At 72.4% G+C, this 20,202-nt stretch carries 12 protein-coding genes; 7 read left to right on the top strand and 5 right to left on the bottom strand.

Annotated elements, in window-relative coordinates; all coding sequences use genetic code 11:
• Nucleotides 1–131: 131 nt before the first annotated feature.
• Nucleotides 132–1,304: an APC family permease gene (locus tag LK09_RS01160; protein ID WP_156138608.1), complete on the top strand. Its 1,173-nt coding sequence runs from the start codon at nt 132–134 to the stop codon at nt 1,302–1,304.
• On the opposite strand, the gene LK09_RS01155 is transcribed toward LK09_RS01160, so the two are convergent.
• Nucleotides 1,279–1,704 (bottom strand): NUDIX hydrolase, encoded by a 426-nt coding sequence (locus LK09_RS01155; protein ID WP_039394502.1) that lies wholly within the window; start codon nt 1,702–1,704, stop codon nt 1,279–1,281. The two genes, LK09_RS01160 and LK09_RS01155, sit on opposite strands and share 26 nt — an antisense overlap.
• 110 nt (nt 1,705–1,814) lie before the next feature.
• On the opposite strand from LK09_RS01155, the gene LK09_RS01150 reads away from it, so the two are divergent.
• Together LK09_RS01150 and LK09_RS01145 are read left to right on the top strand one after the other, a co-directional pair.
• Nucleotides 1,815–2,246: a hypothetical protein gene (locus LK09_RS01150; protein WP_039394499.1), complete on the top strand. Its 432-nt coding sequence runs from the start codon at nt 1,815–1,817 to the stop codon at nt 2,244–2,246.
• Between the two features lie 36 nt (nt 2,247–2,282).
• The gene (locus LK09_RS01145) at nt 2,283–3,233 is read left to right on the top strand and encodes an L-lactate dehydrogenase (RefSeq protein WP_039394495.1); all 951 of its coding nucleotides are present in this window, start codon (nt 2,283–2,285) and stop codon (nt 3,231–3,233) included.
• A gap of 477 nt (nt 3,234–3,710) precedes the next feature.
• Here LK09_RS01145 and LK09_RS01140 read toward each other — a convergent pair whose 3' ends face one another.
• Together LK09_RS01140 and LK09_RS01135 are read right to left on the bottom strand one after the other, a co-directional pair.
• Complete coding sequence (locus LK09_RS01140; RefSeq protein ID WP_039394955.1) at nt 3,711–4,502, bottom strand: isocitrate lyase/PEP mutase family protein; 792 nt, start codon at nt 4,500–4,502, stop codon at nt 3,711–3,713.
• 78 nt (nt 4,503–4,580) lie between these two features.
• Nucleotides 4,581–6,113, bottom strand: coding sequence for a coiled-coil domain-containing protein (locus LK09_RS01135; protein WP_039394493.1), 1,533 nt, complete (start codon nt 6,111–6,113; stop codon nt 4,581–4,583).
• Between the two features lie 276 nt (nt 6,114–6,389).
• Between LK09_RS01135 and LK09_RS01130 the strand changes: the two genes are divergently transcribed.
• Together LK09_RS01130 and LK09_RS01125 are read left to right on the top strand one after the other, a co-directional pair.
• Nucleotides 6,390–7,475, top strand: coding sequence for a DUF998 domain-containing protein (locus tag LK09_RS01130; RefSeq protein ID WP_052226262.1), 1,086 nt, complete (start codon nt 6,390–6,392; stop codon nt 7,473–7,475).
• Between the two features lie 298 nt (nt 7,476–7,773).
• Nucleotides 7,774–8,973, top strand: a complete 1,200-nt coding sequence (locus tag LK09_RS01125; protein WP_039394490.1) for an Ig-like domain-containing protein — start codon at nt 7,774–7,776, stop codon at nt 8,971–8,973.
• A gap of 144 nt (nt 8,974–9,117) precedes the next feature.
• Here the strand turns inward: LK09_RS01125 and LK09_RS01120 are convergent, their stop codons facing one another.
• Nucleotides 9,118–12,324, bottom strand: a complete 3,207-nt coding sequence (locus LK09_RS01120) for an MDR family MFS transporter/patatin-like phospholipase family protein (RefSeq protein WP_052226261.1) — start codon at nt 12,322–12,324, stop codon at nt 9,118–9,120.
• Between the two features lie 113 nt (nt 12,325–12,437).
• Between LK09_RS01120 and LK09_RS01115 the strand changes: the two genes are divergently transcribed.
• Nucleotides 12,438–13,406 carry a hypothetical protein gene (locus LK09_RS01115; protein WP_039394483.1) on the top strand — a complete coding sequence of 323 codons (969 nt, stop codon included), beginning with the start codon at nt 12,438–12,440 and terminating at the stop codon, nt 13,404–13,406.
• A 13-nt stretch (nt 13,407–13,419) separates the two neighbouring features.
• Here the strand turns inward: LK09_RS01115 and LK09_RS01110 are convergent, their stop codons facing one another.
• Complete coding sequence (locus LK09_RS01110; RefSeq protein WP_039394480.1) at nt 13,420–17,211, bottom strand: adenylate/guanylate cyclase domain-containing protein; 3,792 nt, start codon at nt 17,209–17,211, stop codon at nt 13,420–13,422.
• A gap of 73 nt (nt 17,212–17,284) precedes the next feature.
• Between LK09_RS01110 and LK09_RS01105 the strand changes: the two genes are divergently transcribed.
• Complete coding sequence (locus tag LK09_RS01105) at nt 17,285–20,185, top strand: helix-turn-helix transcriptional regulator (protein ID WP_039394477.1); 2,901 nt, start codon at nt 17,285–17,287, stop codon at nt 20,183–20,185.
• The last annotated feature ends 17 nt before the right edge of the window (nt 20,186–20,202 follow it).

The following is a 20,202-nucleotide window of genomic DNA, read 5'->3' as shown; positions in this document are numbered from 1 at the left end:
GCGCTCCGCAGGATATGGGACGCGGCCGGCCCGTCACCCGGGCCTGAGACAATGCCCGGGTGACCACCTCCGGAGACGCCCTCGCCCGTCGGCTCGGTCTCGGCGACGCGGTCGTCATCGGGCTCGGCTCGATGATCGGCGCGGGAATCTTCGCGTCCTTCGCCCCGGCCGCCGCCGCTGCCGGGGCGGGCCTGCTCGTCGGCCTCGTGATCGCCGGATTCATCGCGTTCTGCAACGCCACCTCGTCGGCGCAGCTCGCCGCCCAGTACCCCACCTCCGGCGGCACGTACGTGTACGGGCGCGAGCGGCTCGGCGACTGGCCGGGATTCTTCGCCGGCTGGTCGTTCGTGATCGGCAAGACGGCGAGCTCCGCGGCCATGGCCATCACGTTCGCCACATACGCCGTCCCCGAGCCGTGGGTGAAACCGGTCGCAATCCTCGCCGTCGCCGCCCTCACGGTCGTGAACACGCTCGGCGTCACCCGCACAGCGCTGCTCACCCGCATCCTCGTCGTCCTGTCGCTCGCAGCGCTCACCGTCGCCATCGTCGTCGGGTTCACCCACGCGGCACCGACGGCGGGACACCCGGGCAGTCCGGTCACCGCCTACGGCGTCCTGCAGTCGGCGGGATTCCTGTTCTTCGCGTTCGCCGGGTACGCCCGCATCGCGACGATGGGAGAAGAGGTCATCGACCCGGCCCGCACCATCCCCCGCGCGATCACGACCGCATTGACGATCGCCCTCGTCGTCTACGCCCTCGTCGCGTTGTCGGCGCTGCACGCGCTCGGACCGGCGGGTCTTGCGGCATCCTCCGCCCCGCTCAGCACGGTGGCCGGCACCGCGGATGCCGCGTGGCCCGCCGTCGTCGTGCGGATCGGCGCCGCCACCGCCGCCCTCGGAGCCCTGCTCGCGATGATCGCCGGCATCGGCCGGACGAGTCTCGCGATGGCCCGGAACGAGGACCTCCCCGGGTGGTTCGCGGCGGTGCATCCGCGATTCCGCGTGCCGTACCGCGCCGAGCTTGTCCTGGGGCTCGTCGTGTGCGTCCTCGTCGCCGTCACCGACCTGCGCGGCGCGATCGGCTTCTCGAGCTTCGGCGTGCTGCTGTATTACTTCGTCGCGAACCTGTCGGCGTGGACCCAGGACCGGGTGCACCGACGCTATCCGCGCGTCCTCGCGATCACCGGGGCAGTCGGATGCCTCGTGCTCGTCGTCACCCTGCCGGTCGTCGCGATCTTCACGGGGGTCGCGGTGCTGCTGGTCGGTCTCGGCTACCGGCTCATCCGGCTGCGGGTGCGGCGCTGACTCCGGCGCGCAGCGCGGGGAACACGGCATCCCGCAGCAGCGGGGCGATCCCGTCGTGCTCTTCGTCGAGCGACATCCAGGCGAGTTCGGCGATCTCCGCCTGCGGGGCGCCGAGGTCGATGGCGATGTACGGATGCTCGAACACGTCGGCCACGACGCGATGCCCGGGCTCGTTCGCGGCATCCGCGGTGAACGAGCCGAGGGACCGCAGGGCACCGGCATCCAGCACGACGCCGAGTTCTTCGGCACACTCGCGCACGGCGGCGGTCGCGGCATCCTCGCCCGGCTCGGGCTTGCCGCCCGGGAACATGAACCGCGACGTGCCGCGCTTGCGCACGGTGAGCACGCGGCCGTCCGGGTCGCGGAACACGACGGCGCTGACGCGGATGGTCTCGGTCACGGGCGATCCTCCCGCGGGACACCGACACGGCGGCGCCCGCCCGTCCATCGTCGCACCCCGCAGCGCCGACGCACCGATAAGGTGACGGGACCGACCGACTGGGGATTCCGATGGCATGGGGCAAGACCGAAGAGCAGAAGCAGGCCGAACGCCTGCAGCAGGAAGCCGCCGCGCGCGACGCGGCCGCGCAGCAGAAGGCGCGCGATGAGGCGGCGCGGCAGAAGGCCTTCCTGGCCAGTCCGCTCGGCCGGGCGCATACGGCGTTCGATCGCGGCGACGGCTTCTTCCAGTTCCAGGCCGTGACGTCGCAGCTGACGGGCGAGCCGTCGGGGTTCGGATCGTCGGGGAACGCGGTCCGGTCCCACGACGACCACGTGCAGCTGCTCGCCCAGGTCGAAGCCGTGGGCTGGCGCCTCGAGAACGTCGGCTACACGTTCGTCCCCACCGGGTCGACCTCAACCGCCCGGATGCTGTCGACGGGTGAAGGAACCGTGAACGAGGGTTACGTCTCGGCGGTCTATCTCTTCCGCCGTGCGACCTGAGGGTCCGCCGAAGCCCGCACCTGCCAGACTGACGGCATGAGTGTGATCGAGAACTCGAAACTCACCGTCGTCGGCGCCGGGAGCGTCGGATCCAGCACCGCCTACGCCGCGCTCATCCGCGGGTCCGCGCGCCACGTCGCCCTGTACGACGTCGCCACCGAGAAGGTCGAGGCAGAGGTGCTCGACCTCGCGCACGGCACCCAGTTCACCGGCACCAGCGACATCTCCGGCGGCAGCGACCTCGGCGTCGTCGAGGGCTCGCACGTGGTCGTGATCACCGCCGGAGCCAAGCAGAAGCCGGGGCAGACCCGCATCGAACTCGCCGGCACCAACGCCGGCATCATGCGCACCCTCATGCCGCAGCTGCTCGAAGTCGCCCCGAACGCGATCTACGTGATCGTCACCAATCCGTGCGACGTGCTCACGGTGCTGGCGCAGGAGTCGACCGACCTGCCGCCGGAGCGGATCTTCGCGTCCGGCACGGTGCTCGACACGTCGCGGCTGCGGTGGCTGCTCGCCGCGCGCGCCGGAGTGTCGACGTCGAGCGTGCATGCGCACATCGTCGGCGAGCACGGCGACACCGAGTTCCCGCTCTGGTCGCGGGCCACGATCGGCACCGTGCCGATCCTCGACTGGCGGCCCGAGACCGGCGGACCGCTCACGGCCGACGAGCTCGACCGGGTGGCGGTGGACGTGCGGGATGCCGCATACAAGGTGATCCAGGGCAAGGGCGCCACCAACTACGCGATCGGCGTCTCGAGCGCCCGCATCGTCGAGGCGATCCTGAACGACGAGCACGCCGTGATGCCCGTCTCGACCGTGCTGCAGGACTTCCACGGCATCAGCGGCGTGGCACTCTCGGTGCCGTCGGTGGTGAGCGCCGCCGGCGCCGTGCCGATCGCCGAGACCGCGTTCGACCCGGGCGAGCTGGCGCTGCTGCGGCGGTCCGCCGACGCGCTGCGCGGGGTCGCCGCCTCACTGCGCTGAGCCTGCCCTCGGCCGGTCCGCGGGCTTCGCGAGGGATGCCTCGCTGCGGTGCCAGGATGACGACATCGCCGGGCGGCAGGATCGACATGGATGCGGCTGTGATGAGGTCGATGCTGGTCGCCACCACGCGTCTCCCATGCGTCTCGGCCGGGCGCCCGCGGCGGGGTCCACCACGCCTGGGCGGGGGTGTGGCGCGCGACTCCAGCAGCCGCGCACCACACACCCGCAACATCGAGCCGCTTCACCCGAGAGGGCTCGATGTTTCGGAGCTGATGCAGGATCGCTGCACTCCGAGGGGAGCTGGGACCGGAGCGGGCTTCAGCCCGGGGAGGTGGTCACCCGCCACCGAGAACACCAGCGACACGAATCTAGGCCGCCCGCGGCGCCGCACACCCCGGTTCTCCGACGATTGAGTACCGAAACGACCTTTTTGAGTGGTGGCAGCCCAGAACCGTGGGACGGGCCGGCAACCGCCGGTCAGCCGAACCGGTGCTGCAGGTCGCCGTAGCTGAGGGCACCGTCCAGGAACCCGAGGGTGCCGCGCTCGAGGAGTTCGCGGCCGGCGGCATCCACCGCGCTGAACGCGGCGCGGGCGATGCTGCCCCCGACGCTCACCCGGGTCACGCCGAGCGAGAACAGGGCCGGTGCGTCGATGCGGTTCGACGTGAGCCCGGCGACGACGTTCAGCGGGGCGGGGATCTCGGCGGCCAGGCGACGGATCGTGTCGGCGTCGTTCACGCCGGGCACGAAGATGCAGTCCGCCCCGGCATCCACATAGCGCTGCGCCCGCGCGACCGTCTCGGCGAACCGATCGCCCGCGAACGGGACGAAGAACGCGTCGGTGCGCGCATTCAGCACGAAACTCCCGCGCGGGGCCGCCGCGCGCGCCGCGGCGACGTTGTCGGCGGCGCGGTCGACCTCGAACAGCTCCCCCGCGGCGGCATCCTCGAGGTTTCCGCCCACGGCGCCGACCTGCGCCGCCGCTGCGACGGTGCGGCCGGGGTCGCCGTATCCGGACTCGAGGTCGGCACTGACCGGAACCCCGGCGGTGCGCACGATCTCGCCGACCCGTTCGAGCATGGTGTCGAACGGCATCGCACCGCCGTCGGGCACGCCGTACGACCACGCGATCCCCGCGCTCGTGGTCGCCACGGCAGGAAACCCGACCTGGGCGAGCAGCCGCGCGGAACCGGCATCCCACACGTTCGGCAGCACGAACCCGGAGCCCTCGTGCAACGCCAGGAACTCCGCGGCACGCTCTGCAGACATGACGACCTCCCGATCGGAAACCACTTCTCGTGGTCTATCCGATCGGGAGGTCGTCGTCAACGGGCGCGCGCCCGCGGATCAGTTGGAGTGCTCGTGCTCCGCGGCGTCGTCCTCCACGTCGTCCGAGCCGTCCGCGTCGGCACCGTCCTCGTCGAGGTCGACGGCGTCGACGATCTCTGCGGCGTGCTCGAGCACCTGGGCGGCGCCGTCCTCGGGCTCCGCGTCGGCCTTCTCGATCGGGGCGGCGGCACCGACGTCGCTCGTGTCGAGCGGCATCTCGGGCCGGATGAGCTCCTTGACCTCGGCCATGAAGCTCGTCAGCTGGTGCTGCTGCCAGCGCAGCTGACGGGTGCGGTCCTCGGCGTCGCGCAGCGCCTGCTGGGTGTGCGCGGTGACGGTGTCGATGATGTGCTGCGCCTTGTCACGGGCACGGTCCAGGTGTTCGCGGGCACGCACGCGGGCCTCCGCCTCGACCTGCTGCGCCTGGGCGCGCATGAGCTTCTCGAAGTCGTCGGCCTTGGTGGAGACACGCTGCGCGTGCTCGAGGGATGCCTGCACCTGCTCGTTGGCGTCCTGCGTGATGCGCTCGGCGTGGGCCACGGCCTGGTTGTGCAGCACGAGGAACTCCTGCTGCGCGTCGTCCTGGCGGCGGGTCAGCGACTCCTCGAACTCGAGCGCGCGCTGGCGCAGCTCGCGCACCGCCTGCTCGGCCTCGGCACGGTCGAGGGTCGTCTCGCGCGAGACCATCGAACGCAGCGCCGCCGCGCCCTTCTCGGCCTCGGACCGGATGGCCGCGGCCTCCTGCTCGGCGTGGGCGACCTTCTCGGCGGCGTGCTGCGACTCGCGCTGCAGCTGGGCCTCGTGCGCGGTCAGCTCGGTGTCGATGCGCAGACGCACCTGCTCGGCCTCGTGCTGCGCCTGCGACACGATCGCGGCGGCCTCGGCCTGCGCCTCCTTGCGACGGTTCACGATCTCTTCGCGCGCGGCCTCGAGCAGACGGTCGCCCTGCACGGTGGCGTTGCGGATCAGCACGCCGGCCTGCTCCTCCGCGACCCGGAGCACCTCTTCGAAGTGGCCGCGGTTCGCGGTGTCGTCGGCGGCGCCGACCAGCTCGTCGGTCAGGGTCTGCACGCGCTGCTCGGCCTTCGCGGCCCGGGCATTCGCGGCGGTCAGCTCGTCCTGCAGACGCTGCAGCTCTTCGCCCGCGTCGGTGGACTGGAGCTCTGCCTGGGCCTTCTCGGCCTGCTGGCGCGCGGACGCGGATGCCTCCTGCTCGGCCTCGAGCTGCTTGGTCACGTCGCGGTTCTGCGCGTTCGCCGCGGCGAGGTCGGCCTCGAGTCGCTCCACCGTCTTGCGGTTCTGCGCGATGGCGGTGCGGGCGGCGCGGCGGTAGCGCTCCTCGAGGGTGGATGCCTCCTCCGCCTTCGCCTGCAGACGCGCGGTCAGGCCGGCGATCGCGGAGTCGACCTCGTCCTTGTCGTAGCCGCGGAAGGCGGTGGTGAACTGCGGCGGCTGGGCCGCACCCGCGGAGCCCACGAGGGCGTCGAACGGGGATGCGCCCGCGGCGTCGGTGCGGCGGGTCGAGTCGAACGGATCGGTTGAATCGGGCATGCGGAAGGCTCTCGCGTCGAGGGTTGTGCGGGATGCCGCGGATGGCGGCGGCAGGGAAAGCTCGACGCGCGACGACCCGCGACCGGATGGGGGGTTCCGGAGCTGGGGATGCGAGCCGCCGCGCGCGGAGCATCTGGGGATTGATGGAAGAATACCGCGCCGCAGACCACCCCGAATACCACATCGGCATCCCTCGGGCGAATTCATCAGATCGTGCCGCCGAAACGTGACGCGCCGATGACCCGCGATGCTCGACAGCGGTCGTAATCTGACCTCGTGAGCACCGTGAACGTCCCTCCGCTGCCGGAGACGGCACCCCCGAGCCCCGGCCGCCGCGCCGAGTCGGAGGCGGTCTACGCGGCCCTCGCCGCCGGTGTCGTCGGCGCGGTCTACGGGCTGCTCGTCGGACTCTTCGCCCCCGACCTGCACCTCGGCGGCAACGCCGACTCGTTCGGTGTGTGGGCGGCGTGCGGGGCGACGGTCGTGGCGATCGTGGCGTCGACGATCGAGTACTGGCGCTCCCGCAACCGCCCGGGCCAGGAGTGGCGCCGGTCCCTGCCGTCGTGGAAGTTCACCGTGAACACGATCTCGGTGGTCGTCGTGCACGCGGGGCTCGCGTTCGTGGCGGTGTACGCCCTGTACCGGGTGCTCGCCGCCGGATTCATCGGGCTGCCGATCGTGACGTTCTGGGCGGTCGTGCTGATGGCGGTGACGCTCGGCATGACGACGTGGATCGTCTACCTGTCGGTGTCGACGATGACCACCCAGCGCATGTCCTCGCTGCTGCTCGCGTTCATCGCGATCGGCACGCTCACCGCGATGGTCACGACGCCCGACCCGAAGTGGTGGACGATTCACTTCAGCCACCTGGGCACGTTCGAGGACGACCTGTCGAGCTGGGTGTTCAACGGCACCCTGATCTTCGGCGGTCTGCTGGTGACGACGTTCGCGGTGTACATCGCCAACGACATGCGCGAACTCGCCGACGCGGGCGTGCTGCAGAACCCGCGCGGGCCCCGCGTGGTGCCCACGCTCTTCGTCGTCATGGGCATCATGCTCGCGTTCGTCGGCATCTTCCCCGTGGACGTGAACCTCGCCGTGCACAACCTGTCGGCATCCGGCATGGCCGTGATGTACCTCGTGCTGCTGATCGGCGGTCCGAGCCTGCTGCGCGGGATGCCGCGCACCTACTTCGTCGCCTCGTGGACGTTCCTGGCGGCGACCGTCGCCTCGGTGATCCTCTTCATCCCGGCGATCGGATTCTTCTCGCTGACCGCGTTCGAGATCCTCGTCTTCGCGCTGATCTTCGGGTGGATCGCGGTGTTCATCCGGTTCCTGGGAGTCGCCGGACGGCAGGACTGACCTCCGGCGAAGGCCGCTGCACGGTTTTTGCCGACCACTACTCAAAATCCCCCGAAAAGGCTGCGCACGAGTCCGAAACGCTACTCAAAAACGGCGATCGACCACTCAAAACGGCCGCTTTCGCGGAGCGGGACCGACCGTGTCGCCCAGCATGGGATGGTCTGACCGGCGGCGCACCCATCCCTTGTCCACGCGTCGTCGACTTCACCGGTGAGTCAGCCCCGGATTGGTGATCGTCGTGTTCGAGCAAGTACGCCGTAACGGCAGGCGTGGTCTGGCGTGCCTCGCAGTCGCAGGTGTGGCCGTCGCCGGCGTCGCGACGACCGGCGCCCTCGTGCCCGCGGGTTCGGCATCCGCAGCCACGATCGTCACGGCGGATGCCGGCGCCGCCGACGCCGCGACCTCGACGATCGCCGCGAACTCGTCGTCCATCGTCGCCGACGGCACGTCGACCTCGACCGTCACGGTGACCGTTCGCGACGCGTCCGGCACCCCGGTCGCGGCGGGCGGCGATCTCGTGGCGATGAAGGCGACGCACGGCACGCTCTCGTCGGTCACGGACCACGGCGACGGCACCTACACAGCCGTGCTCACCGCCGGCACCGTCGCCCAGCCGACGTCGATCTCCTTCACCGTGAACGGCGTCGCCGGCGGATCGAAGGCATCCGTCGAGTTCGTCCCCGGGCCCCCCGTCCTGGCGAACGCGCAGATCTTCGCCTTCCCGGACACCGCGCAGGCAGACGGCACGGAGGCGGTCGTCGTGGTCGTGAACGTCCGCGATGCGAACGGCAACCGCGTCGACGTCGGCGACGACCTCGCCTTCACGACCACGCTCGGTCGCCAGGTGGACCTGACGCACAACAAGAAGGGCACCTACCAGGCGGACTTCGTCTCCACCGTGGCCGGTGTGGGAACCGTGGGATTCACCGTCGCCGGCAAGGCGTCACCCGTGACGACGCAGGTGACGTTCCTCGGCGGAGCAGCCGACGCGGCCGGGTCGACCATCATGTCATCCGCCGACGCCATCCCGGCCGACGGCACGAGCACCGCCGACATCACCGTGGCGGTGAAGGATGCGCACGGCAATGCCGTCCGCGCCGGCGGTGACGACGTCACGATGCAGACCACGGCCGGTACCCTGTCGGCGGTGACCGACCACGGCGACGGCACCTACACGGCCACCCTCAGCGCGCCGAGCACCGCGGGTTCGGCCACGGTCGGCTTCACGGTGAACGGCACCTCGAGTGCGGCGACCGCGACCGTCGATTTCACGCCCGTTCCGGATGCCGGCGGCGGCACCACGAACGGCGGCGCCGGCACCACGAGCACCTCCGGCACGGTGAAGGCCGCGGCCGTCGGTGCGCGGGTGAACACCGGCGGAACGACCGCGGCCACCGGATCGATGGCGGGCACCGCCGGCTTCCTCGCCCTCACCGCCCTGGGAGCCGGAATGCTCGGGATGCTGGTCGCACGACGCAAGCCGCGCCGCAGCGAGTGAGCCGGCGCCCGGACCCAGCGCCGGGCGACGGCGCCCCGGCGGCCCGGCCGAGAACAGGCAGATGGCTGAAAACAGGAGGATCCCGGTCAGAACAGCCTGTTGCCGGCCATCCTGCTGTTCTCGGCCCGAGGATCGCGGCCGCAGCTAGCCGGCGTGCGACCCCACCAGGTCGCCGCCGGTGTACTCGAGCAGGGTGCGCGCAGCGGCGCGGCCCGAGGCGACGAGCTGGTCGTACTGGTGGAACTCCAGGAACCCGACGCCCATCGAGTGCGGCGTGATCACCCACGCGCCCTGCCGCTGGGCCCCGGCGGCATCCCCGCCGTTGATCATGAACGTGCGCATCATCGTCTCCCCCAGCGGAGGGATGCGCGGCGGCTTCGGCGGCTCGCCGGGGGCGGCACGGCGGCCGCTGCTGCCGGCCGAGATGTTCACGGCGAGCACCGGACCCTCCGCGCGCTCGGTCATCGTGCCGACCGGCAGGTTGTCGAGCACGCCGCCGTCGACCAGCAGTCGTCCCTCGCTGACGATGGGAGTGAAGACGACCGGGATGCGCGCCGTCGTGCGGATCGCGTCGGTGAGCGAGCCCGCCCGGTGCACCACCGCGGTGCGGCTGACGAGGTCGGTGCTCACGCAGCGGAACCCGCGCGGGAGCTCCTCGATCCGCCAGTCGCCGTAGCTGCGCTCGGCCGATCGCTGCGCCCGCCTGCCGCGCAGCAGCGACGTGCGCGGAAGCCCGTAGTCGCCAAACATGTCCTGGCGCACGAACTCCCGGTAGACGACGTCCCCCACCTCGGCGGCGCTCACGCCGGTGGCGTAGACGCCGCCGATCACCGCGCCCATGCTGGTGCCGGCGACGCGGTCGATGCGGATGCCGGCTTCCTCGAGCTCCAGAAGCACGCCGATCTGGGTGAGAGCGCGGGCGCCTCCGCCGCCGCACACGATCGCCAGCGACCGCCCGGCGAGGCGGTCGACGAGTCCGCGGATGCCGGCCGGAACGAACCCGACGGCATCCAGATCGCCGAAGGTCAGCTCGGTGACCCGCCACGGGTCCACGGCATCCAGCCACTCCTGCCGGGCCGCACGCGCGGACCCGGGGGCCGCGGTGCCGACCAGGACGAGCTCAGGACGGCTCGCCATGGTCGGCCGCGTGCTGTTCGGGGAATCCCCAGTGACCCCGACCAGCACCACCGCGTCGGCCTCCCGCGCACAGCGGGAGACCCATCCGTCGTCGCCAGGAGGTGCGACGAGGACGACCAGTTCATTGACGGATTCGGCACGATCGATCTGCTCCGGCGTGTGCGCACCGCGCAGCGCATCGACCCGCAGGTGCTCCGCGAGGCCCCGGTGCAGCAGCTCGGCGACCGCATCGACGGGTGCCCCCGGGCCGGCCGGGATGACCGCGACCAGCCGGGGCCGGGCCGGCGACCGTGTCTCGGCGGGGCTGGCATCGGCCAGCTGGTGCGCGAGGGCCGTCACCAGGGCCGACAGGGCGGCCGGGTCCTGCCCGATCTCGTCGTCCAGGAGGACGCGCGGCACCTCCAGCACCCGGCAGTCCCGCCGGGCGCGGATGGATGCCGACCGCACGCCGCCGGTGAGGAGCGCCAGTTCGCCGACGACCGCCCCCGGGCCGAGCTCGCGCACGACCCGGTCGTCGATCACCACCTCGGCGCGGCCGGCGAGAAGCACGAACATCGAAGACGCCTCGTCGCCCTGCCGCAGGATCCACTCGCCGGCGGGAACGGTCCGGTGCGGGGCGGAGCGCTCGATGCGCTCCCGCACCGGGGCCGGGAGCCGCGCGAACAGCGAGTCCTCCACCGGTGGCGGCGTGCGCCCGAGCATCACCGACCGGTCGGATGCCGGTTCGCGCAGCCGTGACGCGTCGATCGGCTCGGCGAGCGCGTCCTCGGAGTTCTCCCGCACGCGCCCGAGAAAGAGGGTGATGACCCCGCCCAGCAGGAACGCCACGATGCACAGGGTCCAGCCGGCGCGCAGGTCGTCGACGATGGTGAGCGCGGTCGGCGTCCCGAGGATCACCACGAGCAGCGCCACGCCGATCGTGCCGCCCACCTGCCGGGCGCTGGAGATCACCGCGGACGCGGTCGCGTATCGGCCGCCGGGCTGTGTGGCCAGGGTGGATGCCGCCAGCAGCGGCAGCGTCGCACCGACGCCGACGCCGCTGATGATCTGACCGGGCAGCCACTGCCCCCAGAAGTCGGGTTCGACACCGACCATCTGCACGTACCAGACGTAGCCGAGGGCCCAGATCACGAACCCGGCGGCGATGATCCACCGGTAGCCGAACCGGGCGGCGACCGGCTCCAGCACGCCCGCCGTGATCGCCGCGACGACGGCGCCCGGAACGAGCGCGAGCCCGGCATCCAGAATCGAGTACTGCCAGACGTACTGCAGCCACAGCACGTTCGTGAGCATGTAGGCGAAGAAGCCGACGCCGGCCACCAGCGTCGCGATGTTGGCCACGAGGAACGGCCGGTTTCGCATCATGGCGAGGTCGAGCACGGGCACCGGATGCTTCATGGAGCTCAGCACGAACGCGGCGAACAGCACCACGGCCCCGGCGACGACCAGCCACAGCGTGGCGCTCGTCCCGCCCCAGTCCGGCGCCTTGATGATCGCGAGGGTGGTCAGCCCCAGGGCGCAGGCCAACAGGATCGCGCCGCGCAGGTCGGGCATGCGCTTGCGGCCGGGCGCGCGGCTGTTGACCAGCAGGCTGCGGCCGAGCCACCAGGCGAGCACCCCGAGCGGCAGGTTGATCCAGAACGCCCACCGCCAGCCGCCGGCCTCGACGAGCGCACCCCCGATGGGCGGCCCGAGTCCGGCCGCGACAGCAGCGGCCGCGGCCCACAGGCCGACCGCGCGGGCGCGCTTGCCGGGCGCCGATCCGTCGATGACGACCGCGAGGGATGCCGGCACCAGCATCGCCGCGCCGAGGGCCTGCACGACGCGGGCGGCGACGAGCACCCCGATCGTCGGAGCGGCCGCGCACACCGCGGACGCGAGGGTGAACAGGGCGATGCCCCACAGGTAGAGGCGGCGCCGGCCGACCACGTCGCTGAGCCGACCGAACACGATCATGAACGAGGCGAAGACGATGTTGTAGGCGTTGAGCACCCACGAGATCGTGCCGATGTCGTCGTGCGGGAAGTCGGCGCGGATGCTCGGGAACGCGATGTTGACGATCGTCGCGTCGAGGAACGCCAGCAGGGCCCCGAAGGATGCCACCAGCAGCACCGTCCGCCCGGAGATGCGACTGTGCCGCACGACGGGCCGGGGCGTCGGGGCGGGGTCACCGGGCGCGGGCACGCCGTGATCCACCCGAGACTCGATCGCCATCCCCTCAGGATGGGCGAGGGGGTGCGGCGAAACCTCAGTGATCTCACGGATCTTTTCCGCCCACCCGCGCGCGAGAGTGGGGGTACGCTGCCGCTTTCGTGAGGAGTCCGCGCATGTCTCACCACCCGATCCGGGCCGCTCGTCGGCTCGTCGCTGCTGTCATCCTGGGGCTGATCGCGCTCATCGCGCCGATGGCACTGGCGAGTTCCGCATCCGCGGCTCCACCGAGCACGAGCGGGCCGACCTCGATCACCGCGGTCGCCGCCACCGATCCGGCCCTCGCCGCGCAGCTGCCGAACGTGCCGGGCTCGGTCCCGCAGATCCTCGCCGCCGTGGGCACGCCGTTCCAGGTGACGGTCACGCTGTTCAACGGGTCTACCCCGGCGACCTACAACACCGACACCGCGGTGACGCTCACCTCGTCCGGAGGCACGGGCTCCCTGAGCACGACGACGGCGACCATCCCGGCCGGCCAGTCGTCGGTGACGATCTCGACGTCGTACTCGGCCGCGACGAACGGCCTCGTCGTGACGGCGACCACGACGAACAAGAAGTCGGTGCTCACCGCGAGCACGGTGTCGTTCCCGGTGAACCTCAGCCTGAACCTCCTGCCCGGCAACTCGCCGCTGCTGCCGAACGGCACCGCGGGCGCCGACGGCAACGGCTGCGCGGTCGTGGATGCCGCACATCCGATGTGCGCCATCGTGCAGCTGCCGAGCGGAGCGACCGGCAACGTCGTGTTCTCGATCGGGGTGTGCCCGGCGAAGGCGTCGTGCATCGCCGGCGGGCTCGTGAACCAGGTCATCGCCGACATGCCCGCCGCGACCCGGACGAGCCCGGCCCGCCTGACGATCGTGTGCGACAAGACCCTGTGCGGATCGGGCGGGGTGAACAAGTACCTGGCGATGTGGTCGCAGGATGCCACCTCCCCGCTCGCGGCGGCGCCCGCCTGCCCCAGCAAGGGCATCATCGGCCCCGACCAGACGTTCTGCACCGACTACGTCTCCAGCACGCGCGGCAACTCCGCCGACCTGAGCCTGGTGGTGCTGTTCCTGAAGGACCTGCGCGGGTCGATCAAGTAGACCCGGTCGACCGTCAGGCGACGACGCCGAGCGCGGCGAGCGCCCTGCGGGACTCCTCCCGCAGGGTCTCGTCGCCGGTGGCCTCGGCGAGGGCGAGCCGCAGCAATGCGGGTTCGTACCCGCCGTGCGCGCCCATCGTGTGGGTCAGCCCCTCCCGGGCGGCCGCGGCGGCGAGCTCGGGACTCCCCTGCCGCACGAGCGCCTGAGCGCGGATCCGGTGCAGGCGCGCGAGGGTCTCGGAGGCCTTCGCCGCGGCGGCGGCGATCGCCCGGTCGAGCAGGGCGAGAGCCTGGTCCGGGTCGCCGGCATCCGCCAGGGCCTCGGCATGGGCGGCATCCAGCAGCGCCACCTCGCTGGCCAGATCGAGGCCCGCCAGCACGGCGCGCGCCTCGGCGAACAGCGCCCCGGCGCGGGTCGGATCGCCCGTTCCGGATGCCGCGCGCGCCTGCTCGCGCAGCGCCAGCCCCACCAGTTCTTCGTCATCGACGCGCCGGGCCAGGTGCAGCGCCGCGGTCACCACCGGCAGCGCCTCGTCGTGGCGGCCCTGCGCGACGAGCACCTCGGCCCGGTTGTAGAGGGCGTTGGCCTCGTTCGCGTCGTCGCCGAGGCGGTGGAAGCTCTCGGCCGCTCGCGCGAACGCGTCGATGGCCCCGTTCCAGTCGCCGTCATTGTAGGTGTCGATCGCCAGGTTGTTGAGGGTGTGCGCCTGACCGCTGAGGTCGTCGAGCTGCTCGTACAGGCCGAGCGCGAGCTGCCCGTAGGGGCGCTCTTCGGGCATGGTCGAGGCCGCGTACGACAGGTGCAGCGCGTTGTAGGCGTCGGCGAGCACCTCGAGGTCGGCGGATGCCTCGGCGAACTCGACGCTGGCATGCCCCCAGCGCACGGCCTCGTCACCCCGGTTCTGCAGGTGCAGGCAGAATCCGTACCGGTTGGCGATGCGGGCCCGGACCGTGTCGGCCTGATTCCCCTCGATCCCGTCGAGCACCCGCATCGCCCGGGTCAGTTCGGCCAGGGTCGCCCGGTACCGGCCGAGCCGCAGCGTGATGCGCGCCTCCTTGTGCATCACGTCGGCGCTGCGCACGACGTCGCCGTGCAGGTCGCGGCGTGCGCGGCGGAGCGCGGCGAGGGCGCCGTTCGCGTCGCCGGCCATGTCGAGGCATTCGCCGAGCGAGACGGATGCCGCCGAGCGCTCCCCCGGGGTCACTTCCGGCAGATGGGTGGCACTGTCGAGGGCGCGCGCGAAGAAGGTGGCGGCCTGCGCGTAGGCGTACTTGGCGCGTGCCTCCGCGGCCGCCTGAAGTGACGCGGACCAGGCCTTCTCGTGGAGGCCGGCGGCGTGGAAGTGCAGGCTCAGGAGGTCGGGCCCGGCGGTGCGGTCGCCGAGCGACTCCAGGGTCGTCGCGACGCGCTCGTGCATCTGGCGGCGCTGCCGGAACGGCAGTCCCGCGTACGCGACGTCGCGCACCATCGCGTGCCGGAACTCGAGGATGCCCCCGTCCGCCGGACGCACGAACTCGTTGAGCCGGGAGGCGATCTCGTCGACGGCGAGCGGGGAGGCGGCATCCGCGTCCGCGTGGAGCCGCGCCAGGATGTCGGCCTCGAACCGGGCCCCGAGCACCGCGGCGAGCCGCAGCAGGGTGCGGTCGGCGAGGGTGAGGCGGTCGATGTCGACCAGCAGCAGGGCCTCGACCGACCCGGGCAGGTCGTCCTCGCCCTCGGCGGCGTGCACGTTCGCCGCCAGCGACGCGAGGAACAGCGGGTTGCCGGCCGCGCGTTCGGCCATCGCCTCGAGCGTGTGCCGGCTCGGCCGGGATGCCCCGGCGGCCGACTCCAGCAGTTCCAGCGCTCGCTCCGGCGGCATCCCGCCGAGCGTGATCCGGGTGTCGCGCTCGCCCTCCAGGCCCGGCACGTACCCGACCGGGATGTAGCGCCTCGTCACGATGACCAGCCACGGCTGTCGCTGCACCTCGTCCTCGAATCGGTGCAGCAGGGCGCCGGATGCCTCGTCCATGAGATGGGCGTCCTCGAACACGAGCACCGCCGGTTCGGTGAGCAGAGCCCCGAGCAGGGCGATCGTGACCTCTTCGATGCGGCCGCGGCGGAAGCGTTCCTCCAACTCGTCCACCTCGCGGGTGGAGGGCAGGTCGAGGTCCAGGGGGACGCCGAGCAGGGGCAGCCACGGCTCGAGCTCGGCGGCACGGGTGCGGACGGCGTCCTCCAGCCGCGTCGCGGCGGCATCCGGGGTGTCGTGCGGGCCGATGCCGAGCACCTGACGCAGAAGTATGCCGATGGCGGCATACGGCGTGGCCGTCTCGTAGCTGCTCACCGCGGTGGTGAGCTGCGGCATCCCCGCGGGCACCGCGAGCTCGGCCACGAGGCGCGACTTGCCGATGCCCGGCTCGCCGACGAGGTCGATGACGGTCCCGCGCCCGTCGACGGCCTCGGTGAGGGCGTGGCGCAGCCTCGTCAGTTCCTCCTCGCGGCCGACGAACCGGGTCTCGGTCCAGGCTGCACCGGTGCCGGCGGACACGTCGCGCACGATCACCGCGTGCACGGGATCCCGCTTGCCCTTCACGAGGAAGGGCGCCAGGGCCTCGGTGTCGACGGCGATGCGCGCCTCGTCCACGACACGGGCGGTCGCCACCGCCTGCCCGGGCTGCGCGCGACCGAGGAGCCGCGCGGCGAGGTTCACGGCATCGCCCTTGATCGAATACGTGCGACGCACCGCGGGTCCGAGCTCGCCCGCGAACACGTGTCCCGTGTTCACGCCGACCCGGATGCCGAGGCGCCCCGCGTGCGCCGCGATGTCGTGCGCCGCCCGCAGCATGCGCTCGGCGTCGCGTCCGGCGCTGCGCGGTGCCCCCGCCGTGAGCATGATCTTGCCGCCGTCCGCGGCGAGGTCCGACTCGAAGAAGGTCACGCCCCGCTGCAGGCAGGCCCGCTGCACGGCGACGACCATGTCCTGCACCGCGTCGGCAGCGGCCTCGTCGTCACCCTCCGCGATGAGCGCATCGGTGCCGGAGAACTGCACGAACCCGACGCTGATCGGGCGGTGCTCGGGCTCCCCGCGACCGGCGAGCAGCCGCTCGCGGATGACGGGCGGCAGCGTGTCGGCCACGGGCACCGCCGGTGCGGCGTCGTCGGGCGGCGCGGCATCCGGCTGCGGGGACGAGCGCAGCAGCCGCGCGGGCGAACCGTCGACCTCGATCGTCCCGCCGCGCACGCGCGCCGGCAGCAGGGCCGCGGTCTCGGCGCTCAGCAGGATCTGGCCCGCGCTGCACGCCTGCTCGATGAGCGCCAGCCGGCTCACGTCGGGGCCGGCAACGATCAGCTCGCGATGGCTCAGGGGGTCGCCGACGAAGAACAGGTCGAAGCGTCCGCTGTGGATGCCGATCGACATGCGCAGCGGCGCCGGCACCGGCAGGGCACGGCTGCGCACGAGTTCGCGCAATGCCGAGCGCATGCCGTGCGAGGCATGTGCCGCGCGCGCTGCGTGCTCGTCGCCGCGGTACAGCAGCAGCACAGCGTCCCCGCCCCACTTGAGCAGGTCCGCGCCGTCGGCGAACGCGGGCGCGAGCAGGGTGCCGAACGTGTGGTCGAGGGTGTCGCTGAGAAGCTCCGCACCCACCCGGCCGCGCCGGGCGAGGCGCTCGGTCAGCTTGGTGAACCCGGAGATGTCGGCGAACACCATCGTGCCCGGCACACGCCGGTGCCGGCGCTGAGGCTCGGCGGCCAGCCACTCGGCGACGACGCGCGGGACGAACGGCCGGAGATCGACCCCCGCGTGCTGCGGATCACGGGACACAAGGACAACTGTGCCTTAAACTCGGCACCAGGGCGTCTGAGTGTCTGCATGGGGGCAGGTGAAGGGCGGTGGCATGCGCACATCCGGCGCTCGCACTGCGCCCGTTTCCGGCGCTCACGCCGTCGCCGAATCCGGCGCTCGCGCCGTGCCCGCATCCGGCTCGGTCTTCGTGGGTCGCGACGCCGAACTCGCGCGTCTGACCGACGCCCTCGACGCCGATGAGCTCTCGACCGGTCGCTTCGTGGTCGTCCTCGGCGAGGGCGGCATCGGCAAGACGTCGCTCATCGAGGCTGCGCTGCAGCGTCTGTCGGGGCGGCCGGTGCTGCGCGGTGCCGCCGACGCCATGGACGGACGCCGCACCTACGGCCTGCTGCTCGACGCGTTCGCGCCCCGCCTCACCGAAGACGACCGTCGCCTCGCCGCGGGGGCGAACGAGCACGCGGTCGGCGAGCGCCTGCTGGCGGTGATCGACGAGGTCGCGGCCACCCCGCTCGTGCTCGTGCTCGAAGACCTGCAGTGGGCCGATCCGGCATCCCTCGCTCTGCTCGCACGGCTCGCCCGGACGCTCGAGCAGCTGCCGCTGGTGGTGGTCGGGTCGATGCGCACCCAGGCGCGCCACGAGACCCCGCCCGCCCTCGACAATCTGCTGAGCGTTCTGAGCGAGCGCGGACTGCTGCAGCCGATGGAGCTGACCGCGCTGCCGCAGAGCGCGTGCGTCACGATCGCGGAACGCCTCACCGGCGGACACGTCGACGGGGCCCTGGCCCGCTATGTGGCCGCCTCCGGGGGCAATCCGCTGTTCCTCACCGAGATGCTGCGGTCGCTGCTGCGCGACGGGGCGGTGACGATCGACGCGGGCGGGGAGGCCGTGCTGGATGCCCCGGTCGGCCCGTCGCCGTCGCTCGCGATGGTGATGATGCGCCACCTCAGCCACCTGTCCGCCCCGACCCGCGAGCTGCTCACGTCGGCGGCGCTTCTCGGAACCCGCTTTCCGATGACGCAGCTGCGGGTCGTCGCCGGCCAGCCGATGAGCGCGCTCGTGCCGCTGCTGCGGGAGTCCTTCGCCGCCGGGTTCCTCGAGGAGGCCGACCACGACCTCCTGGGCTTCCGCCACGAACTGATCCAGGAGGTGCTGCTGCAGGACCTTCCGGCGCCGGTGCGCGCCGAACTGCAGCGCGAGGTCGCGGTCCGGCTGGATGCCGCCGGCGCGCCGGCATCCGTCGTGGCAGGACACCTGCTGCAGGCGCGGACCTCCCCCGAAGACCTCCCGTGGATGCTGCAGCTCGCCCAGCGCACCTCGGTCGGCGCCCCCGCCACGGCGACCGAGCTGTGGGAACGGGTCGTGCACGCCACCGAACCGCACGATGCGCTCCACGTGCGGGCGGTCGCGGGCCTGGCGCGGGCCGCGCTCAGCGCCGGGCACGCCGCCGAGTCGACCGCCCTCGCCGAGCGCGCGCTGCAGCAGGACGTTCCCGCCGACGTGCTGCCCGCCCTCACCTCCACGTACACGCACGCGCTGATGCAGGAGCACCGCAACGCGGCATCCCGCGCCGAATCGGAGCGGTACGCGGCCTCCGACCTCCTCGATCCCGCCGACCGCGCCGCACACCTCGCCTTCGCCGGCTGGCCGCAGTTCATGCTCGGCGACGTCGAGGGGGCCAAGCGCCTGGCGCGCGAAGGCGCCGCGCTCGCGGTCGAGGTCGGCAACCCCGGCGCCGAGGTGCTGGCGCTGGCCGTGCACGGGCAGATCGCCGACTTCCAGGGCGACCTCGACGAGGCGATCGCGCTGCTCAGCCGGGCCGCCGCCCTCGCCGACCGGCACCTCTCGTTCGCCTCGGTGGAGGCCTTCCCGCACGCGCAGCTCGCCCTCGCGCTGACCGACGCGCAGCGCGACGCCGACGCGGCGGGGCTCCTGCACCACGGGCTGCAGCTGTCCGAGCAGTTCGGCTACCGCACCGGCGTGCTGGCCGCGCACGCCTTCGGCGCCCAGGTGCTCAGCCACACCGCGAGCTTCTCGGACATCGCCGCGGAACTGGATGCCCATCACACCCTCGTGGGGTCGATGGACGTGCGCATGAGCGGCCCGGTGCTGGGCCTGCGCGCCTGGCTCGTCGCTCATCAGCGGGGCCCGGAGGCGGCGCTCGAGTGGGCGCGGCGGCTTTCTCCGATTCCCGAGAGGGCGGCCTGGGCGGGTCGCGGCCGGGGGTGGATCTGGCTCGGACTCAGCCAGCGCGAGCGGGCCCGCGGCGACGAGGTCGCCGCACTGGAGGTGCTGTGGGACGGGTGGCAGGAGCTGCGGGCCACCGACATGCTCATGGACTGTGCGGAGCTGGGCCTCGACCTCGCCGAGCTCGTGCGCACGGTCATCGACGCGCATCCGTCGCACAGTTCGGTCGCGCGATCCCGTGCGGACGAGATCGTCCGGGTGCTGACCGGCCTCGCAGACCGAAACCCCGCCGTCACGCACCTCCGGGCGACCGCCCTGGCCGTGCACGGCCGGGTGTCCGGCGACGCGGGCGCCCTCGTCGAGGCCGCCGGGCTGCTGGCGGGAACGTCGCGCCGATTCGACCACGCCCGGGTCGCCGAGTTCGCCGCGGTCGCCCTCCCCGCTCGCGACGACGCCCGGCGGATGCTGGCGGAGGCATCCCTGCACGGCTACACCGAGGTCGGGGCGGATCACGACCTGGTGCGCGCCCGCGCCGCGTTCCGGCATGCCGGCATCCCGGGCCTCACGCGGCCCCGCGCGCGGCCCGCGTTCGGCTGGGAGTCGCTCACGCGCACCGAGGAGCGCATCGCCGGGTTCGTCGCGACCGGCGCCACCAACCCGGAGATCGCCGGGGATCTGTCCGTGTCGCGACGCACGGTCGAGACCCACGTGTCAAACATCCTCACCAAGCTGGGTCTGCGCTCGCGCACCGAGCTCGCCGTCTTCGTCGCCCGCCGGCTCGAGGAGGCCGGACAGCACGGCCAGTAGGTCGATCCAGCCGACGA

The sequence above is a fragment of the Microbacterium mangrovi genome (assembly GCF_000802305.1).
GTDB classification, from domain to species: domain Bacteria; phylum Actinomycetota; class Actinomycetes; order Actinomycetales; family Microbacteriaceae; genus Microbacterium; species Microbacterium mangrovi.
The sequence above is the reverse complement of the archived record's forward strand: the minus strand, read 5'-3'. Positions and strand labels throughout refer to the sequence as shown.

Coding starts and splice junctions, on each gene's coding strand:
- LK09_RS01115 (WP_039394483.1), top strand. CDS start 12,438: ATGTCTCACCACCCGATCCGGGCCGCTCGTCGGCTCGTCGCTGCTGTC.
- LK09_RS01135 (WP_039394493.1), bottom strand. CDS start 6,113: ATGCCCGATTCAACCGATCCGTTCGACTCGACCCGCCGCACCGACGCC.
- LK09_RS01160 (WP_156138608.1), top strand. CDS start 132: ATGATCGGCGCGGGAATCTTCGCGTCCTTCGCCCCGGCCGCCGCCGCT.
- LK09_RS01105 (WP_039394477.1), top strand. CDS start 17,285: ATGCGCACATCCGGCGCTCGCACTGCGCCCGTTTCCGGCGCTCACGCC.
- LK09_RS01150 (WP_039394499.1), top strand. CDS start 1,815: ATGGCATGGGGCAAGACCGAAGAGCAGAAGCAGGCCGAACGCCTGCAG.
- LK09_RS01145 (WP_039394495.1), top strand. CDS start 2,283: ATGAGTGTGATCGAGAACTCGAAACTCACCGTCGTCGGCGCCGGGAGC.
- LK09_RS01120 (WP_052226261.1), bottom strand. CDS start 12,324: ATGGCGATCGAGTCTCGGGTGGATCACGGCGTGCCCGCGCCCGGTGAC.
- LK09_RS01140 (WP_039394955.1), bottom strand. CDS start 4,502: ATGTCTGCAGAGCGTGCCGCGGAGTTCCTGGCGTTGCACGAGGGCTCC.